The sequence below is a fragment of the Acinetobacter sp. TG2027 genome (genome assembly GCF_000302435.1).
Taxonomy (GTDB): Bacteria; Pseudomonadota; Gammaproteobacteria; order Pseudomonadales; family Moraxellaceae; genus Acinetobacter; species Acinetobacter pittii.
In genome coordinates, this window is record NZ_AMJN01000047.1 from 147053 (window position 1) to 168479 (window position 21427).

18 protein-coding genes and 1 pseudogene are annotated in these 21427 nt (G+C 38.7%); 12 read left to right on the forward strand and 7 right to left on the reverse strand.

Annotated elements, in window-relative coordinates; genetic code table 11:
* Window positions 1-43: 43 nt before the first annotated feature.
* Entirely contained in the window at window positions 44-1591 is a 1548-nt protein-coding gene (gene garD, locus B806_RS0112845) for a galactarate dehydratase (RefSeq protein ID WP_017386401.1), read from the forward strand.
* A 125-nt stretch (window positions 1592-1716) separates the two neighbouring features.
* Window positions 1717-2613: a DMT family transporter gene (locus B806_RS0112850; protein ID WP_001181015.1), complete on the forward strand. Its 897-nt coding sequence runs from the start codon at window positions 1717-1719 to the stop codon at window positions 2611-2613.
* A gap of 15 nt (window positions 2614-2628) precedes the next feature.
* Here B806_RS0112850 and B806_RS0112855 read toward each other — a convergent pair whose 3' ends face one another.
* Entirely contained in the window at window positions 2629-3699 is a 1071-nt protein-coding gene (locus B806_RS0112855; protein WP_017403129.1) for an AraC family transcriptional regulator, read from the reverse strand.
* Window positions 3700-3828: 129 nt separating this feature from the next.
* On the opposite strand from B806_RS0112855, the gene B806_RS0112860 reads away from it, so the two are divergent.
* Entirely contained in the window at window positions 3829-5295 is a 1467-nt protein-coding gene (locus B806_RS0112860; protein ID WP_017386403.1) for a coniferyl aldehyde dehydrogenase, read from the forward strand.
* Window positions 5296-5486: 191 nt separating this feature from the next.
* Here the strand turns inward: B806_RS0112860 and B806_RS0112865 are convergent.
* The 4 genes and pseudogenes from B806_RS0112865 to B806_RS0112880 all read right to left on the reverse strand — a co-directional run.
* A pseudogene (locus tag B806_RS0112865) lies at window positions 5487-6176 on the reverse strand (POTRA domain-containing protein); the annotation flags it as partial.
* 126 nt (window positions 6177-6302) lie between these two features.
* Window positions 6303-7766, reverse strand: a complete 1464-nt coding sequence (locus B806_RS0112870) for an amino acid permease (protein ID WP_017387195.1) — start codon at window positions 7764-7766, stop codon at window positions 6303-6305.
* A 399-nt stretch (window positions 7767-8165) separates the two neighbouring features.
* Window positions 8166-9260 carry an arginine N-succinyltransferase gene (gene astA, locus B806_RS0112875; protein WP_017387194.1) on the reverse strand — a complete coding sequence of 365 codons (1095 nt, stop codon included), beginning with the start codon at window positions 9258-9260 and terminating at the stop codon, window positions 8166-8168.
* On the reverse strand, window positions 9257-10492 hold the full coding sequence (locus tag B806_RS0112880; protein ID WP_017387193.1) for an aspartate aminotransferase family protein: 1236 nt from the start codon (window positions 10490-10492) through the stop codon (window positions 9257-9259). The genes astA and B806_RS0112880 overlap by 4 nt, the downstream gene beginning before the upstream one ends.
* Before the next feature lie 135 nt (window positions 10493-10627).
* Here B806_RS0112880 and B806_RS0112885 point away from each other — a divergent pair, with 135 nt between their 5' ends.
* The 9 genes from B806_RS0112885 to B806_RS0112925 all read left to right on the forward strand — a co-directional run bounded on the left by B806_RS0112885 (window position 10628) and on the right by B806_RS0112925 (window position 20380).
* A complete protein-coding gene (locus B806_RS0112885; RefSeq protein WP_002001056.1) occupies window positions 10628-11050 on the forward strand; it encodes an Lrp/AsnC family transcriptional regulator in 423 nt (140 codons plus the stop codon).
* 327 nt (window positions 11051-11377) lie between these two features.
* Window positions 11378-12808 carry a gamma-aminobutyraldehyde dehydrogenase gene (locus tag B806_RS0112890; protein ID WP_017403131.1) on the forward strand — a complete coding sequence of 477 codons (1431 nt, stop codon included), beginning with the start codon at window positions 11378-11380 and terminating at the stop codon, window positions 12806-12808.
* A 28-nt stretch (window positions 12809-12836) separates the two neighbouring features.
* The gene (locus tag B806_RS0112895) at window positions 12837-13607 is read left to right on the forward strand and encodes a nuclear transport factor 2 family protein (RefSeq protein WP_014206134.1); all 771 of its coding nucleotides are present in this window, start codon (window positions 12837-12839) and stop codon (window positions 13605-13607) included.
* Window positions 13608-13662: 55 nt separating this feature from the next.
* The gene (locus B806_RS0112900) at window positions 13663-14382 is read left to right on the forward strand and encodes a GntR family transcriptional regulator (protein WP_017387191.1); all 720 of its coding nucleotides are present in this window, start codon (window positions 13663-13665) and stop codon (window positions 14380-14382) included.
* Window positions 14383-14447: 65 nt separating this feature from the next.
* A complete protein-coding gene (locus B806_RS0112905) occupies window positions 14448-15155 on the forward strand; it encodes a cache domain-containing protein (RefSeq protein WP_017387190.1) in 708 nt (235 codons plus the stop codon).
* Window positions 15156-15341: 186 nt separating this feature from the next.
* On the forward strand, window positions 15342-16673 hold the full coding sequence (locus B806_RS0112910) for an APC family permease (protein ID WP_017387189.1): 1332 nt from the start codon (window positions 15342-15344) through the stop codon (window positions 16671-16673).
* 18 nt (window positions 16674-16691) lie between these two features.
* Complete coding sequence (locus tag B806_RS0112915) at window positions 16692-18137, forward strand: FAD-dependent oxidoreductase (protein WP_017387188.1); 1446 nt, start codon at window positions 16692-16694, stop codon at window positions 18135-18137.
* Window positions 18138-18285: 148 nt separating this feature from the next.
* Window positions 18286-19644, forward strand: a complete 1359-nt coding sequence (locus B806_RS0112920) for an amino acid permease (RefSeq protein ID WP_079381166.1) — start codon at window positions 18286-18288, stop codon at window positions 19642-19644.
* A 376-nt stretch (window positions 19645-20020) separates the two neighbouring features.
* On the forward strand, window positions 20021-20380 hold the full coding sequence (locus B806_RS0112925; protein WP_002120526.1) for a hypothetical protein: 360 nt from the start codon (window positions 20021-20023) through the stop codon (window positions 20378-20380).
* Window positions 20381-20472: 92 nt separating this feature from the next.
* On the opposite strand, the gene B806_RS0112930 is transcribed toward B806_RS0112925, so the two are convergent.
* On the reverse strand, window positions 20473-21027 hold the full coding sequence (locus B806_RS0112930; RefSeq protein WP_017403132.1) for a TetR/AcrR family transcriptional regulator: 555 nt from the start codon (window positions 21025-21027) through the stop codon (window positions 20473-20475).
* Between the two features lie 188 nt (window positions 21028-21215).
* Window positions 21216-21427: hypothetical protein (locus B806_RS19945; RefSeq protein WP_349267101.1), on the reverse strand; the 212-nt coding region annotated here is incomplete at its 5' end.

Consider the following 21427-nt stretch of genomic DNA (forward strand, 5'->3'; position numbering starts at 1 on the left):
TTAAGCGTTATGACCTCTCTTCAAATGTATACAAGGAATGATCATGCTGAAGCCTCTCCTCATAAAAATTAGTCCTCTTGATAATGTAGCCATTGTAGTGAATGACGGCGGTTTACCACCTTCTACACATATTGAAGAATACCAACTCATCTTGGTTGATCATGTGCCACAGGGACATAAAGTTTTATTAAAGTCATTAAAGCAAGGTGAAGCAATTGTTCGTTATGGGGAAATTATTGGTTATGCAAATAAAGATTTATCCGCAGGTTCATGGGTAAATGAAGCCGTTACCCAAATGCCAGAGGCACCTGAGCTAGATGATCTTGAATTAGCAACTCGCCCCGATCCTAAGCTTCCTCCACTGACCGGATATACATTTAAAGGTTATAAAAATAAAGATGGCAGTGTCGGCACAAAGAATATTTTAGGTATTACGACCAGTGTTAACTGTGTAGAGGGTATTGTTGATTATGTCGTTAAAATTATTGAACGTGATTTACTTCCTAAATATTCAAATGTAGATGGTGTAGTCGGATTAAACCATTTATATGGTTGTGGTGTGGCAATCGATGCCCCCGCTGCAATTGTTCCTATTCGTACAATTCATAATCTTGCACTCAACCCTAATTTTGGTGGAGAAATTATGGTGGTGAGTCTAGGCTGCGAAAAAATGCAACCCGAACGACTTCTAAACATTCCTAAAGAAAACAAATATATCCCCCTAGCAAACGAAGATATTATTCAGTTGCAAGATGAACGCCATAACGGTTTTGAAAGTATGGTCAACCATATTTTAACCGTAGCAGAACAACACCTTGAAAAGCTTAATCAACGTACTCGAGAAGAAGTTCCAGTTTCTAATTTAGTTGTAGGCATGCAATGTGGTGGGAGTGATGCATTTTCGGGAGTTACCTCTAACCCTGCCGTTGGTTTCGCAGCTGACTTGATTGTGCAATGTGGCGGTACAGTCATGTTCTCTGAAGTTACGGAAGTCCGCGATGGTATTCACCTACTTACTCCACGTGCAGCAAATGAACAAGTTGCCAAAGATCTAATTCGGGAAATGAAATGGTACGATGACTATTTAGCAGCAGGCCAAGTAGACCGAAGTGCCAATACCACACCGGGTAATAAAAAAGGTGGACTGAATAACATTGTAGAAAAAGCGATGGGATCAATTGCAAAATCAGGCCGCTCACCGATTGTAGAAGTTCTCGCACCGGGCCAAAGACCGACAAAAAAGGGGTTAATTTTTGCGGCTACCCCTTCGAGTGACTTTATCTGTGGTACGCAGCAAATGGCATCTGGTATTACTGTTCAAGTCTTTACCACAGGTCGTGGTACACCCTACGGGCTGGCAGCCGTACCTGTAATTAAAATGGCAAGCCGAAACAATATTGCAAACCGTTGGTATGACCTGATTGATATCAGTGCTGGCGATATTGCGATTGGAAAGAAGACTATTGAAGAAGTGGGCTGGGAACTTTTTGAACTGATTTTACAAGTGGCTAGTGGCGAAAAACAAACGTGGTCGGACCGTTGGGGTATTCATAACTCACTCGCTGTATTTAACCCTGCACCCGTGACCTAATAAGGTTTAAAAGATGAGGCATATCACCTCATCTTTTCACATTTCCCATCTTAATTACGACACATTTCACTAAAACTTAACATCGCTGCTAAAATAACATCGAAAATTAAGAACTCTATTTCTCTATGCAAAATCAGACTGCTTCAAATCTCCCCTCAACTCAACTTGGAAAAGCGCTGCTTTGTCTTATGACATCAGCATTATTATTTTCCATTATGGGAGTGTGCATTCGTTTTGCTTCACAAACAGTAGACAATGCGACCGTCGTGTTTTTTAGAAATGCAGTGGGTTTATTTATTTTTATTCCGATGCTCTTTAAACAAGGTTTAGATTTTATTAAAACCGATAAACTTTGGATGCACACTTGGCGAAGTATTGTGGGTCTTGCCGCAATGTACGGTTTTTTCTATGCCATTGCAAACTTAAAACTCTCAAATGCCATGGTTTTTAGTTACTCATCTCCTATCTTTATTCCACTTATTGCATGGCTTTTCTTAAAAGAAAAAATTACTAAATCGATGATTTTTGCCGCTGTGATTGGACTCATTGGGGTTTTATTTGTCGCTAAACCCGACCAAGGTCTATTTAACGCATTGTCTTTTATTGGCTTGGGGGCATGCTTTTTATCAGCAATGGCTTTTGTCACCGTAAGAGCTTTAACCAGTACAGAGCCACCTGAACGTATCGTTTTTTACTTCTGTGTTTTTGGTAGTTTAATTTCCTCTATTCCGATGTTCTGGCATTGGCGAATTTTCACTTGGCATGAACTAGCATTACTCATTGCCGCAGGACTTTTAGCAAATATAAGCCAACTTTTTATGTCTTATGCCTATAGCCTAGCCCCAGCTGGCCAAATTGGCCCAATGAACTATATTGCCATTATTTTTGCAGGAATTTGGGGATTTGTTTTTTGGCATGAATTACCTGATCTGTTTAGCATTATCGGCATATTTATTATTTTATTTGCGATTTTGCTCTGTAATCCATTTTTGCAGAAAAAGTTACTTTCTCGATTTAAATAACAAACAAACCTTAATCTAATTTAGGTACTGTATTCGATACTCATTTGGTGAAATGCCTGTCCAATGGCGATAGGCTTTTCTAAAATTAGAAGTATCTGAAAAGCCAATTCTCTCAGCAATTTCATCTATAGTTAAAGTTGTCTCTCGCAAATATTCATCAGCAAGACGGCGCCGAGTCTCATCTAACAATTCTTGATAGGTTAAATCAAAACCTGCCAAACGCCGATGTAAGGTCCGCTTTGAGATATGTAAACGTTTAGCCATTTCTTGAGCTGATGGAAAAAGCCCCGTTCCATCCAATAGTATTAAACGAATCGTTTTCACCAACTCTGGCTCTTCAAGTTCAGCAGCACCTAGCATCCGCTCACAAAACGACTTACACATATCGGCTGTAATCGGGTTGGCATTTGGGCAAGGTACATCGAGCCACTTTAAATCAAAATGCCATTGCATCACCCCAGCATTAAACTGAACGGGGCAACGAAACACTTTTTCATATTCTTCTGCATAGTCAGGCGCTGGGTATGGTAATAAAAGCTTCTTCGCTTGAAATGGTCCTTCAAGTACCCGTTCAATTAAAGTTTGCATTGAGCTAAACCAAAACTCGCACACTAAAGGTAAAAGCTTACCCAGTGCAATAATGTCCTGCCCTTCAAAAACGGCAACATCATCTCGAATATAAAATGACTTCTTTAAAATAGGCCCTGCAAGCTTAATGTGTCGAATGCCAAGCTCGACTGCTTGTCTAAAATTACGTGAGGAATATAACGCATAGCCATATACTCCAAAATCTGACAATCGCTGCTTTTGCCCTGCGCGCAGACCAATGAGTGGATCATGTGATAGCTTTTGAATATTTTGAAATAGCTGAATTTTTTGGACTTGGGAAATATATAAAGAGGATTGATTCATCGCATCTGGCGAAATATTTGTGCCAGATAAAACATCTGATATTGAATGGCCTTGCAAACCCATTTCATCAAATAAACTGGTCAAACCCAGCAAATATGTATTGGAACCTAAGGATGTATTATCATAATTTCCTTTGATAACCGCATTTGTATTTTTATAAACATTATTAGGCATTTAATTCACACCATCCCTAGAGTGACGTGCATAATGGCACTAAACTACCTCTTGTTGTCTCAATTTAACATCGACCATATGACGCTTCAAGCATAAAGTATAATAAGCAAAAGTATGGAAGGAATAATAATGGAACAGTCCACCTTAAAAGAATATAGCGGCTCTGCCACTGAACATATGGAACTTATTTTTTCCAAACAACGTGCCAATTTTGAAGCAGATCCTTACCCAAGTCTTGAAGCACGCCGCACAAAACTGCATCAACTTAAAAAACAAATTATCCGTTATCAAGATGCTTTAGCTGCTGCGATTAATTCCGATTTTAGTTCAAGATCACTTGATGAATCTAAGCTATTAGATTTGCTTGGCTCTGTGTTAGAAGCCGATCATGCGATTCATCATTTACGACGCTGGATGCGTCCAAGTAAACGCCGTACCGAGCTTTTATTTTTATCAAATCGTTTAAGTGTGCAATACCAACCTAAAGGCGTGGTTGGTGTGATTGTTCCTTGGAACTTCCCCGTTTATTTAGCACTTGGCCCGCTTATTGCAGCTTTAGCTGCGGGCAATCGGGTCATGATTAAACTGCCTGAAATTACCCCGAATACTAATGCAATGCTTCGACGCATGCTGGCTGAAGTCTTTAACGAAGATGAAGTGGCGGTTTTTGGTGAAGAAATTACAGACCCAGCAAGATTTACCTCTTTGCCATTTAATCATATTGTCTTTACGGGTTCTCCTGCAATTGGCAAAGTCGTCATGCGAGCAGCAGCTGAAAACTTAACACCTGTTACACTTGAGTTAGGTGGTAAATCTCCTGCAATTGTAAGCCGCAACTACCCGCTTGCCGATGCGGCAAAACGTATTACGCATGGTAAAGCAACAAACAGTGGTCAAATCTGCGTAGCACCTGACTATGCGTTGGTTCCCAAAGAAAGTATTGATGAGTTTGTAGATGCTGCAAAATCAAGCTTTATAAAAATGTTTGGTCAAAACATCACAAACAATGAAAATTACACATCGATTGTAAATGACCGCCATTTAAAACGTATTCAAGATATCTTGACCGATGCACAAGAAAAAGGTGCCCGTATTATTCCTTGCGATACTTACAGCTTTGACCAACAAGGTCGCAGAATGCCTGTACAGATTGTGCTGAATTGCACGCCAGATATGCGCATTATGAAAGAAGAACTCTTTGGCCCTATTTTACCAGTGGTAGCTTATGATTCTTTAAATGATGCGATTACCTATGTGAAATCGGATGAACGACCTTTAGCACTTTATTGCTTTACACATAGCTCGGTAGAACGTGATCGTATTTTACGTGAAACTCATTCGGGCGGTGTGACCATCAATGATTGGGGTTGGCATGTAGTTAACCACGATGCTCCTTTTGGTGGTATCGGCAACTCAGGTATGGGGTCATATCATGGTGAGGAAGGTTTCCGCGAACTTTCACATGCAAAAACTGTATTTATTCGTCATCGGTTTTTCCCGACTCAGCTTTTCCACCCTCCTTATGGAACATTTTTACAAAAGTTAGCGATTCGCTTCTTCTTGAAAAAAGGCGATCCAAATATTAAAGAAGGATGATAAAAAAAAGCCTCGTAATGAGGCTTTTTTTAGTAGATTTTCATTGATCAACAATTAATATAAATATTTATCACACTATTTATATATCAAGTCATTCATATATTGAACTAATTTATTCTAAAAAATAATAAAAATTTACTATCTAAAATTACTGGCCTACAGTCACCTTAGTAAAACATGCCCCTGTAAGAGAGTATTAAATCGCTATAGCCCGTTAATTCTTTATCTTGAGCACTTGCGGGAGTAATTTGCATATCTACCGCATAGACACGTTTTAGATTTTCTAGCCCCTGATCGAGTTTTTTTAGATTTACAATGTCGCCCGCTTTAAATGGCAACCCTGTCTTAAGCTGTAATGAGGAAATTTTACCTTCCTGAATTATGATTTTATTCAAGCGACCAATTTGCACACTCAGGTTTAAATTACCCTGATTTAAGTCTTGTGGACTCACGACAATTTGACTGGTAATAAAACCCTTTTTTAAAAGTTCATTTTGGGCATAGTTCACGATGTTATGTAAACTTTGGGTTCCAATACATTTACCCAAAACATTCTGTGGGTGTTTTTTTATAGCTTTAACCACAAAGTTAAATTGCTGTAAGTCAGACTGCGACTGACCATTTAAAGGGATAAGACTAATTTCTTTAACCGTTACACATGGGCTTTCTTCAACAACTAAATGCTTAAAATCCTGTAATGGTTTTGTATTTTCATAAGGAGTTTGCTGAGCAAGCTGGTCTTGTAATTGCTGGTTAAGCTCTTTTAAACGTTGATCTTGAAGCACCTGGCTGGGCAAAGAAACATCTTCAATCGCATAGACATATTGGTGAAAACCCGCAAAAAGAATAAGGGAAGAAGTTATAAAATTCTTAGTTAACATTTTATAGACAGAATTGTACGTATAATCACACTATTTTACACAACTACAATATATATCTCAATATTTTATAAAAATAAAAAAGCTAGGCATCCACCTAGCTTTAATATAAAAACAACTATAATCGACTTAAATATAATCAACCTTTTGTGCTTTTAAAATATCAAGCTGCAACATCTTTTTCTTTTTATATTTATAGGCAATAAACAAACCAATAAACCAGATTGGTGAGCACTCAAGTGCAATTAAAGTATCATGATCCAAAGCTAAAATTACGATAGTAAACACTAAAAATAACATGGTCATCCATGCCATAAATAAACCACCCGGCATTTTATATTTTGACTGGGTATGTAATTCAGGGTTTTTCTTACGATAATAAATATATGAAAGCACAATCAACATGAATGTAAAAATACATAAAATTGAAGTAAGCGCTGAGATAATCGTAAATGCCGTCATAACATTAGGCACAATAAATAAAATAGAAGTACCAACCGTTACACACGCCATTGAAAATACGAGTCCGCGAATTGGAACTTTTCTTTTAGATAGCTTACTAAAGCTTTTAGGTGCATCATTATCTAACGCTAGACCGTATAACATACGGCTAGTCGCAAAGATTCCACTGTTTGCAGAAGATAAAGCTGAAGTCGCAACAACAAAGTTGATTAAACCTGCCGCAATTGGTAACCCGACCAAAGTAAACATTTCCACAAATGGGCTCTTTTCTGGTGAAACTTTTGCCCAAGATGTGACTGCAATAATACAAACCAACGCGCCTACATAGAATAATAAAATGCGTAAAGGAATAGAGTTAATCGCTTTTGGAAGTGATTTATGCGGGTCTTTGGTTTCAGCAGCAGTCGTACCGACAAGCTCAATACCCACAAATGCAAATATGGCAATTTGAAAACCTGCCAAGAAACCGGTTACACCATAAGGAAACATCGACTCTGTTTCAAACAAATGGCTCATTGAGGCCTTAACCCCATTTGGAGAGGTAAAACCAGTACTAATTAAATAAATACCAGCCAAAATAAACAGAATAATTGCAGTAATTTTGATGAGTGAAAACCAAAACTCAAGTTCACCGAACAATCGCACAGCCACAAAGTTGAGTATGGTTAAGATGGCCAATGATGTAAATGCCGGAATCCAAACGGGTAAATCTGGATACCAAAACTGCATGTACCCTCCAATCACAATCACGTCTGCAATCGCAGTAATAATCCAGTTACACCAATAGGACCAACCAAGGAAAAACCCCGCCCACGGACCTAGATAAGCCGTTGCAAAATCGGCGAAGGTTTTAAAATTGGTATTCGCAAGCAACAATTCACCCATTGCCCGCATCACGAAGAAAAAGAAGAAACCAATAATTAAATAGGTTAAAACAATTGAAGTACCCGAAACACTTAATGTTTTCCCGGAACCCATAAATAATCCAGTACCAATTGCACCACCAATTGCGATCATCTGAATATGACGATTGGTTAATGAGCGCTGCAATTTCTCTTCTTCTTGCTCAGTCATATGGTGACTACCAAGAAGATCTCCTTCCAGGAACTGCTTTCCTTTATTCTTACTCATGTAATATTTACTCCAATTTATAGCAACAGTCGTAAATGCTTTAATAATAAATAAATTATATGATTATTAATTTAGTCCATTAAACCATTCTAAAGATATTATTAAATTACTTAAGACCTTATAAATCCCTTTTTAAAAGCTATCACCTATAACAATAAAAATTATTCATCATTCCTTTCCTTCATTATTATATTAATCTGCTCTCCAGAATATAATTCCGATAAATAATTAAAATATATAGATTAATTAAATATTTTATTGATTTACCTTTTATATAGAAAAACAGGCTAATTAATTCCAGCTCAGCGAGCAAGATTGTATTTATCCATATACCCATCTTGCGCTAGCGATAATATAGTATTCCTTCTTAAATTTGGTGAAATGTATAGTAATTTCCGCTTAATTAACAGCCATTCGAAAATGTTCAGTGGCTTTGAGTTTATTGACCACTTCTGGACTCGAAACTTGTTTAACATGAACACTTAGCACCCGAACTAAAGAGCCATTTTCAACATTCAATTGTTTTGCTTGTTCTTTCGTTAACTGCAATATGTTTTGGTGCGGTTTGCTATACACAAGAATGGCGCGATAATTTTCATAGTCATCATTAGCCACAATGTAAGCTTCATCCCCTACAGCGATATTTTCAGGTTGTTCAATTTGGACCGTTACAGACTGACTTTCTTTAATTGCCCGTAAATTTTCGATATCTGCTTGCAGCGTTGCGCCACCATCAAAAATATCGACATAACCTTTGTAGCGTAGTCCCTCTTCAAGCAAGAGGTTGTAGGCTGGTCGAGTATTTGGGTGAACAATGCCAATCGCAGCTTTAGCATCGTCCGGCAACATATCGACATAGAGTGGATGTCTTGGCATCAGCTCAGCAATAAAAGCCTTTTGCCCGACTCCACTTAAATAATCGGCCTTGGTAAATTCGATATTAAAAAACTTATGACCTACGGCATTCCAAAATGGTGACTGCCCATTGGCGTCAGAATATCCGCGCATTTCGGCAACAATCGTTTCTTCAAAATATTGACGAAATGCTGAAAGAAATAAGAAACGGACTTTAGATAAAAATTTGCCATTTTTATTTAAGCGATAGTCAGGGTCTAAAAATAAAGTACAAAGCTCACTACAGTTAGTATGGTCATTACTCAAATACAAAGTAGGTAAAGCGTTATAAACACTTAACGGTTCTGACGCATGCACTTGTGTCCCAACATGGAAGTTATACCAAGGTTCTTTTAAACCAAGTGCAACTTCAATTCCGCAAACACCGACAACTTTATTGAGTTCAGTATCTTCTAAAACAAATAAGTAAACCTGATCTGCCTTTGGAAGTTCGCCTGCGACTGTCTTACACGCCCGTTCAATACGAGCAGCAAGTTTTTCCATATTTGGCTGCAAAGATGTCAAACCAAAACCTGCCTTTTGCGCCAACAGGTAAAGGTCATTAACATCTTTAGGTTCGATGTAACGAATAATCATCATGCTGCTTGTTCATCCTTTTGAATTTCTACAAAGCGAGCAAGCGCACGATCAAAGCGTTTTAGACCTTCATCAATATCAGCAAATGGAATAATCAAAGACGGTGTAAAACGTACAACGTTTGGACCAGCAATCAAAATCAATAAACCTTCTTCACCCGCAAGATTATTAATATCTTTTGCTTTACCAGCGAATTCATCTTTTAATGCACAACCAATCAATAAGCCCTCACCGCGAATCGTTTTAAAGACTTCATATTTTTCATTTAATTTATTTAAAACATTTTTATAGTAGTCATGGCGCTCTTTAACGCCATTCAGCACTTCAAGCGTATTAATAAACTCAAAGACTGCACCGGCTACCGCGCTCGCTAATGGGTTACCACCATAAGTCGTGCCATGTGTACCCACTGAAAAGTGCGGAGCAAACTTATCTGTTGTTAACATTGCGCCGACTGGAAAACCACCACCTAGTGCTTTGGCAGTCGTTAACACATCTGGAATAACACCAGAGTTCATGTAGGCATAAAGTGCACCTGTACGGCCTACACCAGTTTGTACCTCATCAAAAATAAGTAAGGCGCCAAACTCATCACACAGGTCACGCAAACCTTTTAAAAATTCGATGTCAGCAGGAATAACACCGCCTTCTCCTTGGATCGGCTCAACAATAACTGCACAAGTTTGCTCATTAATGACCGCTTTTGCAGCTTCTAAATCGTTAAAAGCAACATGGTTAATGCCATTTGGAAGTGGTGCAAAGTCTTGTGAATATTTAGGTTGACCACCCGCTGAAACGGTAAATAAGGTACGGCCATGGAACGCATTATTAAATGCCACAATGCCACTTTTGCCAGCAACACCGCTGTCTAGTCCAACTTTACGAGCTAGTTTTAATGCTGCTTCATTCGCTTCTGCACCTGAGTTACAGAAGAAAACCTTGTCTGCAAATGTATTTTCAGTGAGTTGTTTTGCAAGGCGTAGAACGGGTTCATTTGTATAACCGTTACCGACATGCCAAAGTTTTGTTGCTTGTTCTGTTAAAGCATTTACTGCCACTGGATGCGCATGACCTAATGCGTTTACTGCAATCCCGCCTGCAAAATCGATATATTCTTTATTTTCTTGATCCCAAATACGTGAACCTTCGCCACGTACCGGAATGAAATTTGCCGGTGCAAAAACTGGAACCATCCACTCGTTAAAGTCATTACGAGAAACTGCAAAATTATTCATCTTATCTAGTCCATTAAATTGAATTATTAGGCTTAACCGATGCCCCTATTATTCAAAATCAAATTGATTCACAAAATTTGTAATTCAGTCAAAAATGAATTAATTTTTACCAATTTGATAATTGACAATTACAATATGGATAACATTGATCAAATTATTTTAGGTTTACTTAAAGATAACGCACGGATGTCTGTTACCGAGTTAGCCGAAAAAGTTCACGTTTCAAGAGCAACTATCAAGAAGAGAATGGAGTATCTGGAGTCTTCGGGCATCATTACCGGATATACGGTACGGTTTAAACCCAATGCAGAACGAAACGTCATCCGTGCATGGATGAGCATTATGGTTGAAGGGACCAAAGCGCAGTCTGTGATTAAAGAACTACGCCTAGAAAGTGCCGTGGAATGTTTGCATAAAACCAATGGCAAATGGGACATTTTGGTTGAGCTACGTTCTGACACTTTAGAAAACTTCGACAAAGTTTTAGAAAGAATCAGGAACATTTCAGGTATTTATAACAGTGAAACCAGCATTCTGCTTGCGAGTCATAAGACCTAATCATTCACTTTAATTTCAAATAATAAGAACGAAAAATTGATGGGCTAAGCATAAGGTTTGGCTCATCAAGCTGCTCTCGATTAGAAAATTCTTCAATTGTCTTTCATCAAATCTACTGAACTAGTACGACAATCAACTTCTCCTAAAAATCTTCAATAAATTTTTAATATTTTTTAAACAATCAAATCAAAAACTTAAAATCCAATTTGATCTAAATTTCAACTTTTTTCACTCGTTCCCTCATCGAAGCATTTGACAGAAAATTTAAAACATAATACATATAGTGTTATATGTTATATGTTAAAACCTAAGGACAAGGTATAAAAAATGGCTAAAACTCAACTACAACACTTCATTAACGGCGAATATGTTGCTAGCAAAGGAAATGATTTCTTCGATTTGGTAAGCCCAGTGACTGGTGAAGTTTATGCACAATCACCGAATGCGACCGAGGCAGAAGTTGATGCTGCTTATACCGCTGCAAAAGAAGCATTTAAAATTTGGGGACGCAGTACACCTTCGACTCGTCAAAAAGCATTACTGAATTTAGCAGATGCTATTGAAGCAAATGCGGAGCGTTTAATTGAGGCTCAAAGTCGTAATACGGGTCAGTTAAAACACTTAATTGCATCGGAAGAAGTGGGTGCATCAGCAGATCAGGTTCGTTTCTTTGCCGGCGCTGCTCGCCTACTCAATGGCACTGCTTCAGGTGAATATTTAGAAGGTTTAACCTCTTCTATTCGCCGCGAACCAGTCGGTGTAGTTGGGCAAGTTACACCTTGGAACTATCCACTCATGATGGCTGTTTGGAAAATTGCTCCAGCTTTATCCGCTGGTAATACCGTGGTACTTAAACCAAGTGATACGACGCCTGAAAGTACGCTTTTACTGGCAGAAATTGCTGCACCATTTTTCCCTAAAGGTGCATTTAACGTAGTGTTAGGCCAAGCTCAGGTGGGTTCAAAAGTTGTATCACATAAAACCCCTGCTCTCGTTTCGATTACAGGTTCAGTTCGTGCGGGATTACAAGTTGCAGCTTCTGCCGCAGCAAATCTAGCCAAGGCACATCTTGAGCTTGGTGGTAAAGCACCTGTAGTGGTTTTTGAAGATGCTGACCTCGACAAAGCAGTTGAAATGATTGCATTAACGGGCTATTTCAACGCAGGCCAAGACTGTACGGCGGCAACGCGTGTGATTGTGGCTGAATCTGTTCATGATGAATTTTTAAGCAAGTTAGTTGAAGCTGCAAAAAATACCCGTTTTGGTGAACCAGATGATCAAGACGCGCTTTATGGCCCACTTAACAATGCCAACCAATTAAAAAATGTTAAAGCCTTTATTGACAACTTACCTGCTCACGCCAAAGTTGAAACAGGTGGAAAACAAGCAGACCGTCCAGGCTTCTATTTTGAACCAACCGTTATTAGTGGCTTAAAGCAACACGATGAAGCAATTCAAAATGAAATTTTTGGGCCAGTGATTACCGTTCAAAAATTTACAGATGAAAATGATGCAATTGAAAAAGCCAACGATGTTGAATATGGCCTAGCTTCAAGTGTTTGGACTAAAGACCATGCCCGCGCCACTCGTCTTTCTCGTGAACTTGATTTCGGTACAGTTTGGATTAACACGCATATTCCTTTAACCGCAGAAATGCCACACGGCGGCTTCAAAAAATCAGGTTATGGTAAAGATTTATCTGGCTATGGTTTTGAAGAATATACCCGTGTTAAACATGTGATGAGTTCAAACGAATAATAACAATGCATTTTGAAAGGAGATCAAAATGAATAAGCAAGAAATGAAAGACTTGGTGACTAAAGCCCATCACGAGCTATTTAATTTGCACGACACCACTGCTTTGGACCGTTATTTTTCTGAAGACTTTATAGAGCACTCTCCACTGGTTGCAAATGGTCTTTCGGGCCTTCGCCAACTGGTAGAAGACTGCCCCGACATGCAACACGAAGCTGTGCGTGTATTGGCAGACGGTGACTTGGTTGCAATTCATGGCCGCTTTCAGGGCCTTGATGAAAACCCTTTAGTTGGTTTTGATATTTACCGAGTGAAAGATGGCAAAATTGTTGAACACTGGGATGGTCTGGTGGCAGAAGCCGCGCCAAATGTGAGTGGTAGAACTCAATTAGATGGTCCGACTGAAATCGTCACTCACCATGACCCAGAGGAAAATCGTGAGATTGTGACCTCGTTCTTTAAGAAGTCTTTAATTGATGGCAATTATGAGGCATTTAAAGAATATACTCACAATGATCAGTTCATTCAACATAGTCCAGACATTGGTGATGGTGTTAAAGCAGTCATTGATTTTTTGAACAATATCCGTAATGAAGGACAAGGTTTGGTATACTCCAAAACTCATCGCTCCATTGCTGATGGTCAATTTGTCTTGACACATTCCGAAGGAAGTATTGCCGGAAATCGACATGCCTATTTTGAATTATGGCGTGTAGATAATGGCAAAATTGTTGAACTTTGGGATGCAATACCAGCTGTGCCTGAAGATGAACAGGCAGTCCATCAATATGGCGTGTTTTAATCATTTATCCGTTTCATTAAGCTAAGTCACTGACTTAGCTTTTAGAGAATTCGCCATGTCAGCATATACGATAATTTTTGCACCTATCGCTCAGGCAACTCGATCGGAACAAGTTGTAGAACGCTTGGAAAATGCAATTATCTCTGGATTGCTCAAAAGCAATGAACAGCTTCCTAACGAGGCGGATCTAGCTCGCTTAATGGGAGTGTCACCCATTACGGTCCGTGAAGCTTTAAATACTTTACGCGTAAAAGGTCTGATTGATACACGACGCGGGCGAAACGGCGGAAGCTTTGTTTGCGAGTTACCTTCCGATTTACTCTTAAACAAACACCCTCTGCGTCAGGCTTCCAATGAATATTTAGCTGATTTAGGCGAGTTTCATAGTGCAATTTTAAGCCATGGTGCATATTTGGCTGCACAAAGAACCACTGAATATGAACTGGGTAAAATCAAAGAGCTTATTGATCAATTTGAACAGGCCGTTGAACCAGACACACGTGCCCAACTTGATTTACGTTGTTTGTTAACACTTACCTCTTTTGCTCAATCAGCTCGACTGGCAAATCAAGAGTTAACCATACAAGCCGAATGGGCACCGCTCATTGCTGTGCTTTACCAAGATGATCAATTCCATCAATCGGTCGTCGCTCAATACCACCAACTTTTATCATCTTTTGTTCAAGGCAATGAAGATGATGCTGTTATTCAAGCGCGAAAAATCATTTCAATGCTAACAGATCAAATGCTTCGATATAAGTTATCTATTGAATAAAAACAATAAAGTAGAGCACTTATAAAATATCGAGTGAGAAATACGGAATTTTAGGAGTTATAGGAATGACCCAACATTTAGATATAGAAGAGCTTCAAAATTTGTTAAAGACGGTGGTTGAAGAAACGACAGCCATTACCGAAAAGCTGGCAACTAAAGCGAGCAAAATTCTTTCAAAACATGAACCTGAAAAAACAAAAGACGTTAAGCTTTCAGGTTCAGAACGCACTGCTTTGCAAAAGGAAATTAAAAAGGCCTTACAGGAAAGCCATTACAGTCAGGGTATTGGTTTTGCAAGTTATAGCCCTGCAACGCAAGAAGAGCAGGACTATTGGACACTCGAATGGTGGTATAAAAAAGAAGATCAGTTGCAGCAAGCAAAACTTGAAAACTATCAAAATGCTCAGCGATTTTTAGATTTCCGCTCTTTTGAATGGTTCCATAAACCTGCTCAAAACAAAAGTCCGTGCATCCATGGACCCTATGTCGACTATATTTGCAATGGTGCATACACCATCACCCTTGCCCATCCAGTCATGATTCGTGATCAATTTATCGGTGTAATTGCTACCGATATTTTAGTTTCCGCACTGGAAAAAATTCTTATGCCGAAGCTTAAAAACATTAAACAAAAAGCAATTGTAATTAACGACACTTCTCGAGTGATTACTTCAAATGATATCACCATCAGAACAGGCACATTATTTAAAGGCCAAGGCCCCGAGCAGGTTCTCTCACGACCGTGTCAATCTTTTCAACTGGTCGTGATCTAGAGTTATATCAAAGATATAAGTATTTGATCTTGCTTTAGGACATCACCAAGGCGAAACAGCCACCCACTTTTGTACAAACTTTCTCCAAATAGACGTGTTTATTCAAGTCTAGGGGAAGTTTTGGCTCAAAAATAGCATCGCTTTTCCGGATGAAAAGCAAAACAACGAATTTGAGGTTGAAATGAAATGGAAAATAAAACGTCTTCCTTAAAAAAACTGTCTCTTTGGCAAGTCACGATTATTGGTATTGCCTACATGACTCCCATGACGGTGTTTGACACTTTCGGTATTGTCTCTGGAATTACCAATGGACATGTACCACTGGCCTATTTACTCGCACTTGGCGCCATGCTACTCACCGCTTGGAGCTATGCAAGATTTAGTAAAAATTCAGAAAAATCAGGCTCAGCATATAGTTATACAGCTGAAAGTTTAGGGCCTAAAAGTGGTTTTTTTGTCGGTTGGTGCTCTCTGCTCGACTATTTGTTATTACCTCTCATTAATGTTTTGCTAGCTGCGATTTATCTCACAGCCCTTATTCCAAGTCTGCCTTACTGGTTCTGGGTAATTGTGTCGGCAAGCTTAGTCACTTTAGTAAACTGTTTCCGCATTCGGTTACTCGCCAATTTAAGCCTGTTGTTTGTGTTTGCACCGATCATACTGATGGTCATTTTTGTTTATTTAGTGATTAAGGGTATTGGCTCGGCTCAAGGTTATGAGCATGTGCTTACATTGGCTCCACTCTGGCATGAGCACCAATCTTTACTCCCCCTCGTTGCGGGTGCCTCAGTTTTGTGCTTTTCATTTTTGGGCTTTGATGCGGTTACCACGCTTTCTAATGAAACCAAACAACCCACCAAAAATATTCCTCGTGCAGTCATGTTAACGACTCTCGCTGGCGGGCTTATTTTCTTCACGGCCGCTTGGTTTATTCAGCTTTATTTTCCAAACAATCTACGCTTTCAACACCCTTCAGAAGCGTTGCCTGAAATTGTGCTTTACGTGGGTGGTGCTTTTTTCCAATCCGTATTTCTATGCGGACAAATTATGAACACTGTCGCCTCTGGCCTTGCCTCACATGCCAGCGCTTCGCGTTTACTGTATATAATGGGTACCGATAATATTTTCCCTAAAAAGTATTTTGGGACAATTCATATTTCATTAGGTACACCGTTTTTCTCGGTTTTGTTTGTTGGTCTTATTTCAATGTCTGCGGTTTTTCTAGATTTAGCCCAAGTCGTAAGCCTAATCAGCTTTGGTGCGCTAGTCGCTTTTACAGCCGTAAATTTCTCAGTTTTTATGAAGTTTTATATTAAAGATAAACAGCGTTCAGGGTTTAAAAACAAATTTCTAAACCTGTTTTTACCGCTTATATCAGTCTTTAGCATTATTTGCCTCTGGCTTAATCTCGATTCATCTTCACTCATGTTTGGTTGTTTCTGGTTAGCTTTGGGTGTTCTCCTATTTATCTATAAAACGATTAAAAAACAAAGTATTGCTATTAGTAATGCTTATTAATTTTTAAGGAACTTTATTATGAAAATTATTTCTAAACCTCAACTTTTAAAAGACGTGGAATATAAACCAAGTAAATCTCTACAAGTGGGTAAAGAATGGAGCTGGTTAAATCCGAAACATGCAAAATTTGAGGCAACTACTGTAGAAGGCACCTCGTTAGATAACCCTGCAAACTATTATGAAAGCTCACTTTCTGATTGGCATACATTTGAAAGTTTAAAAGCTGATATTGAGTGTGATGTGGTTGTTATTGGCGGTGGTTTATTGGGTTCATCTACGGCCCTACATTTAGCTGAACAAGGCGTAGAGACTGTTTTATTAGAAAAAAATCGCATTGGTAGCGCAGCTTCTGGACGCAATGGCGGACAACTCACCCCTGGTTTAGCTCGCTGGGAAGCTCAAGAAATGGCTGATCGCTTGAGTTATGAAGATGCCAAAAAACTTTGGCATTTTACCTCTACGGAAGCGATGCAACTGATTGATGACATCTCGGAAAAATACCAGCTTAACTTTGACCGAAAATACGGTCATATTACTGCTGCCGTTCATGAAGGACATTTAGTCGGTTTAACACAAGGCGCCGATGCACGAAAATATTTAGGTGAAGACCATACCCGCATTGTGGGTAAACATGAACTCATGGACTATATTAAGTCTGATTATTACACAGGTGGTTTAATTGATGAGTTGGGTGGACAAATTCATCCTTTAGCTTTAAACCGTGGCTTAATTTATGGCTTTTGCCAAAATGGCGGTACTGTTTATGAACAAACAGAAGTCATTTCAATAGAAGAAAAAGCAGATGGTATTTATGTTCAAACTGCAAATGCTGTTGTAAAAGCTAAAAAGTCTTTAGTGTTAGCCGTGCACCATGCTTCGTTTAAACTTTTATCAGAGCAAAACAATACTACTATTCCGTTTTACACTTATGTTGCGACGACTGCCCCGCTAGAGCTTGATACAAAAGAACTTTTACCATTTGGACATCCAGTATATGACACACAGTTCCAAATTGATTACTACCGTCCCGTGTTTAACAACCGCTTATTATTTGGTGGTCAAGGTACAGGAACATGCTGGGGACCAGAAAAAACATTAAATTATCTAGAGCATCGAATTCACACTGTTTTCCCTCAAATTAAAAATCTAGAGATGGATTTTGTCTGGAGTGGAACGACCGATTTAACCGTAAATGGTGCAGTCGATAGCCGTAAATTTGGCAATAAATTCCCAATTTATGCTGTTCACGGCTGGAGCGGTCACGGCGTTGCTCAGACGGTACGTATTGGTAAAGCCATTGCAAATGACTTTGTTGGGCAATCTAACGACTTTGAAATGTTATCTAAAATTGACCATCAAAATATTATCTTTGGTCGTACCCTTGCACCCGTTGTTATTCCACTCGCTAAAAGCATGTATGGTATTGGTGCAATGATTAATCCGGGCAAAATGGTGTCTTTCTAATTTATTAAAATAACTAATTTTCAAAAAAAGGATTCGTATAGCTTTGTACGGATCCTTTTTATTTAGCTGAGTAAAATCCTTTTCAAACTAGGTTATCCCTAACCAATCTATTACAATAGCGCCAGCTTTTTTATTCAGCGCATATATTTTGAGCAATTCATCTTCCCAATTAAAACGCGGACTTAAAAATCGTCATATCCAGTTAATCGCTATGGGTGGTGCTGTCGGGACAGGTTTATTTTTAGGCTCTGCACAAGTCATCCAGTCTGCTGGTCCTTCTATTATTTTAGGTTATGCCATTGTCGGTTTGGTCGCATTTTTAATTATGCGCCAAATGGGTGAAATGATCGTAGAAGAACCTGTGGTCGGTTCCTTTAGTTACTTTGCACAAAAATATTGGGGGAAATTCCCCGGTTTTCTATCGGGCTGGAACTATTGGGTTGTTTATATTCTGGTCGCGATGACCGAACTGACAGCAGTTGCTAAATATGTGCATTACTGGTGGCCCCACATTCCTGCTTGGATATCAGCCTTATTTTTCTTTGTTTTGGTCACATGTTTGAACTTAGGCAACGTTAAATTTTATGGCGAATCTGAGTTTTGGTTAGCTATTATTAAAGTTGCGGCGGTCATTGCCATGATCGTGTTTGGCTTATATTTATTGCTTACCGCAGGTAGTGACTCTATCGCTAGCTTTGCAAACTTATGGCAGCATGGCGGATTTTTCCCGCATGGCTTCTCAGGCCTATTTTATATGCTCGCCTTTTTAATGTTTGCATTTGGCGGTATTGAACTGATCGGGATGACTGCCGCTGAAGCTGAAAATCCTGAAAAAAGTATTCCACAAGCCATTAACCAAGTCATCTTTCGAATCTTGGTTTTCTATGTGGCTTCGCTTGCTATCATCATGTCGCTCATTCCGTGGAATCAGCTTGACCTCGGTGGTTTAGATAAAAGTCCATTTGTGATGATTTTTAGCCAACTTGGGATTGGCTGGGCAGCACATTTACTGAACTTTATTATTTTGACTGCTGCATTGTCAGTTTATAACAGCGGCATGTATGCAAACAGTCGCATGTTATATGGCCTAGCAGTACAAGGCCATGCATCCAAAATTTTTACAAAAGTCAGCAAACAAGGGGTTCCAACACCTGCTGTTATCTTTTCTTCTATCCTAATTTTTGGTTGTGTATTACTGAATTATTTTATCCCAGAAGAAGCTTTAAGCTATCTCATGTACATGGCCGTGGCTGCGCTGGTTTTAAACTGGGCAATTATTAGCTTTACGCATTTAAAGTTTAAACGTGCCATGAAACTTGAGAATAAAGTTGCCAAGTTCCCTGCTCTATTTTCACCTTTAAGTAACTATATCGTTTTGATTTTTATTGGCATGATTTTATACATCATGTGGACTCAAGGGTTTGAAAAATCGGTGATTTTAATTCCAATCTGGATTACATTCATGTTTGGATTATATAAATTTTTGAGTTGGAAAAAATCAATCTAATCTTTAAAGAAGGCTTATTCAAACAGGATAAGCCTTTTATCATTAAATAGCTTGTCCTCTTAAATAACTTCAGAAAATCTACTCAAAAAACCATTCACATTCTATTCATTATTATTGAATTGCTCTCTGCTAGACACATGGATATGTAAGCGTTAGTCATTCTAAACATTGGTATTTAATGAGATAATTATTAAAGTACAAGTGTTTACATGATCTATAAATATTTGTGTCAATGTTCAGCTAAAATCAAAGCAGACCAGTTATCGTTACGATCACTCAATAGGCAAAAGATACTGCATCGTAAGACAGATTCTTTACCCACTTTACTGATTTAGCCCTCAACTGTGTCACTCAATGATGAAAGACAGGAAATTTTATGGAAAAAGCTCTGCAATGTCCTAAGTGTGGTTCTACAGAAATTGAAGCACGTGACCATGACAAATTACTTAGAACAACTGGCGGTGTTTTACTCACAGCTGCCGGCACAACAGCAGGCACTGTAGGTGGTGCTGCGACTGGTGCTACTGTTGGAGCAGCTATTGGTACTGTTGCTGGTCCTTTAGGTGTAATTGTTGGCGGAACTGTAGGGACTTTTGTTGGTGCCATTAGTGCAGGAATTACTGGCGGTGTAGTTGGTAACATTTTTGGTAAGAAAGCTGGCGTAATAATCGACAAGAATATTTTTCAAGATTATCGTTGTCTAAAGTGTAAATACCGTTTTAAGCAAAAGAAGTAATATTTATATAAATTAAGTTCAGGTTTAATTTATTTTTAAAGTAAGGAAAGTACGCACTTAGGGTATTTTTCCTTACCCATCCCCTCACTCAATTATCTCAAAACATTAAAAAAATAATCCAACAATTGCTCCCTTTCACTAGCTTTATTTGGATCTAAAAGTTGGATGATTGCGCCATCAATCATAAATAAAATCATGTTTGCATCAGCTTTTAAGCCACGACTTTCTAGACTAAATATCAAATCAAAAAGTTCTTTAAGTAGCCATTTTCTATATTCAATCGCCATGCGGTAAGCCCTTGGGTAAAGCAGTTTTAATTCAAAAATGGCCTTAAATAGCAAAAAGTAAAAACTGTTTAAATCGACATGTAAACGGACAATTTCTTTGAGTTTATCGGCTGCGTTTGGATAGCGATGTGAATAGACAATTGCCAGAACTTCTTCTTTGAGTCGGCTTTTTTGAAAGATTAGGCACATTTCAACAAACCGTTCTTTCGAGTGAAAGTAGTTATAAAACGTGGCTTTTTGAATTTTGGATTTTTTGATAATCAGGTCTACCCCTGCATTATGAAATCCATACGTGGTAAAAAGTTGGATAGCGGTTTGAATAACCTGTAATTTTTTGGAAGATATTTCTAAAGTTGGCATAGTTTTACCGTTATAAATTCTTGTTGTTTCTAAATGAGATAAAAAGCCTGTGCCCTTTCTGGGAGAAAAAAAGGCACAGCAAAGCCGTAAGACGGTGCTTGGCACATCTCAAGTTTTGTTTTGCTAAGTTTTAAGTAAAAATGACTTAAAGCCTGAAAACCTTATGGCGTTCAAGCTGCTTTAAATTTTTAAGTTGTGTCGTTATAGCTTTTGGCAGCCGCTGCCAAGAAATAATGAATGTGCAAAGCCAACTCCTTTTTTATTGGGAGTTCTGCCAAATCATTAAAATTATGGTGGCAGAACGAAAGGGGGTTCGCAGACTGGTCATAGATCCAGCACACCCGTGGGTGTCCCCCTCCCGTTCTGAACTGCACCCCATAAGTTAGACTTTTAAAACTTA

Coding starts and splice junctions, on each gene's coding strand:
- garD (WP_017386401.1), top strand. CDS start 44: ATGCTGAAGCCTCTCCTCATAAAAATTAGTCCTCTTGATAATGTAGCC.
- B806_RS0112850 (WP_001181015.1), top strand. CDS start 1,717: ATGCAAAATCAGACTGCTTCAAATCTCCCCTCAACTCAACTTGGAAAA.
- B806_RS0112855 (WP_017403129.1), bottom strand. CDS start 3,699: ATGCCTAATAATGTTTATAAAAATACAAATGCGGTTATCAAAGGAAAT.
- B806_RS0112860 (WP_017386403.1), top strand. CDS start 3,829: ATGGAACAGTCCACCTTAAAAGAATATAGCGGCTCTGCCACTGAACAT.
- B806_RS0112870 (WP_017387195.1), bottom strand. CDS start 7,766: ATGAGTAAGAATAAAGGAAAGCAGTTCCTGGAAGGAGATCTTCTTGGT.
- astA (WP_017387194.1), bottom strand. CDS start 9,260: ATGATGATTATTCGTTACATCGAACCTAAAGATGTTAATGACCTTTAC.
- B806_RS0112880 (WP_017387193.1), bottom strand. CDS start 10,492: ATGAATAATTTTGCAGTTTCTCGTAATGACTTTAACGAGTGGATGGTT.
- B806_RS0112885 (WP_002001056.1), top strand. CDS start 10,628: ATGGATAACATTGATCAAATTATTTTAGGTTTACTTAAAGATAACGCA.
- B806_RS0112890 (WP_017403131.1), top strand. CDS start 11,378: ATGGCTAAAACTCAACTACAACACTTCATTAACGGCGAATATGTTGCT.
- B806_RS0112895 (WP_014206134.1), top strand. CDS start 12,837: ATGAATAAGCAAGAAATGAAAGACTTGGTGACTAAAGCCCATCACGAG.
- B806_RS0112900 (WP_017387191.1), top strand. CDS start 13,663: ATGTCAGCATATACGATAATTTTTGCACCTATCGCTCAGGCAACTCGA.
- B806_RS0112905 (WP_017387190.1), top strand. CDS start 14,448: ATGACCCAACATTTAGATATAGAAGAGCTTCAAAATTTGTTAAAGACG.
- B806_RS0112910 (WP_017387189.1), top strand. CDS start 15,342: ATGGAAAATAAAACGTCTTCCTTAAAAAAACTGTCTCTTTGGCAAGTC.
- B806_RS0112915 (WP_017387188.1), top strand. CDS start 16,692: ATGAAAATTATTTCTAAACCTCAACTTTTAAAAGACGTGGAATATAAA.
- B806_RS0112925 (WP_002120526.1), top strand. CDS start 20,021: ATGGAAAAAGCTCTGCAATGTCCTAAGTGTGGTTCTACAGAAATTGAA.
- B806_RS0112930 (WP_017403132.1), bottom strand. CDS start 21,027: ATGCCAACTTTAGAAATATCTTCCAAAAAATTACAGGTTATTCAAACC.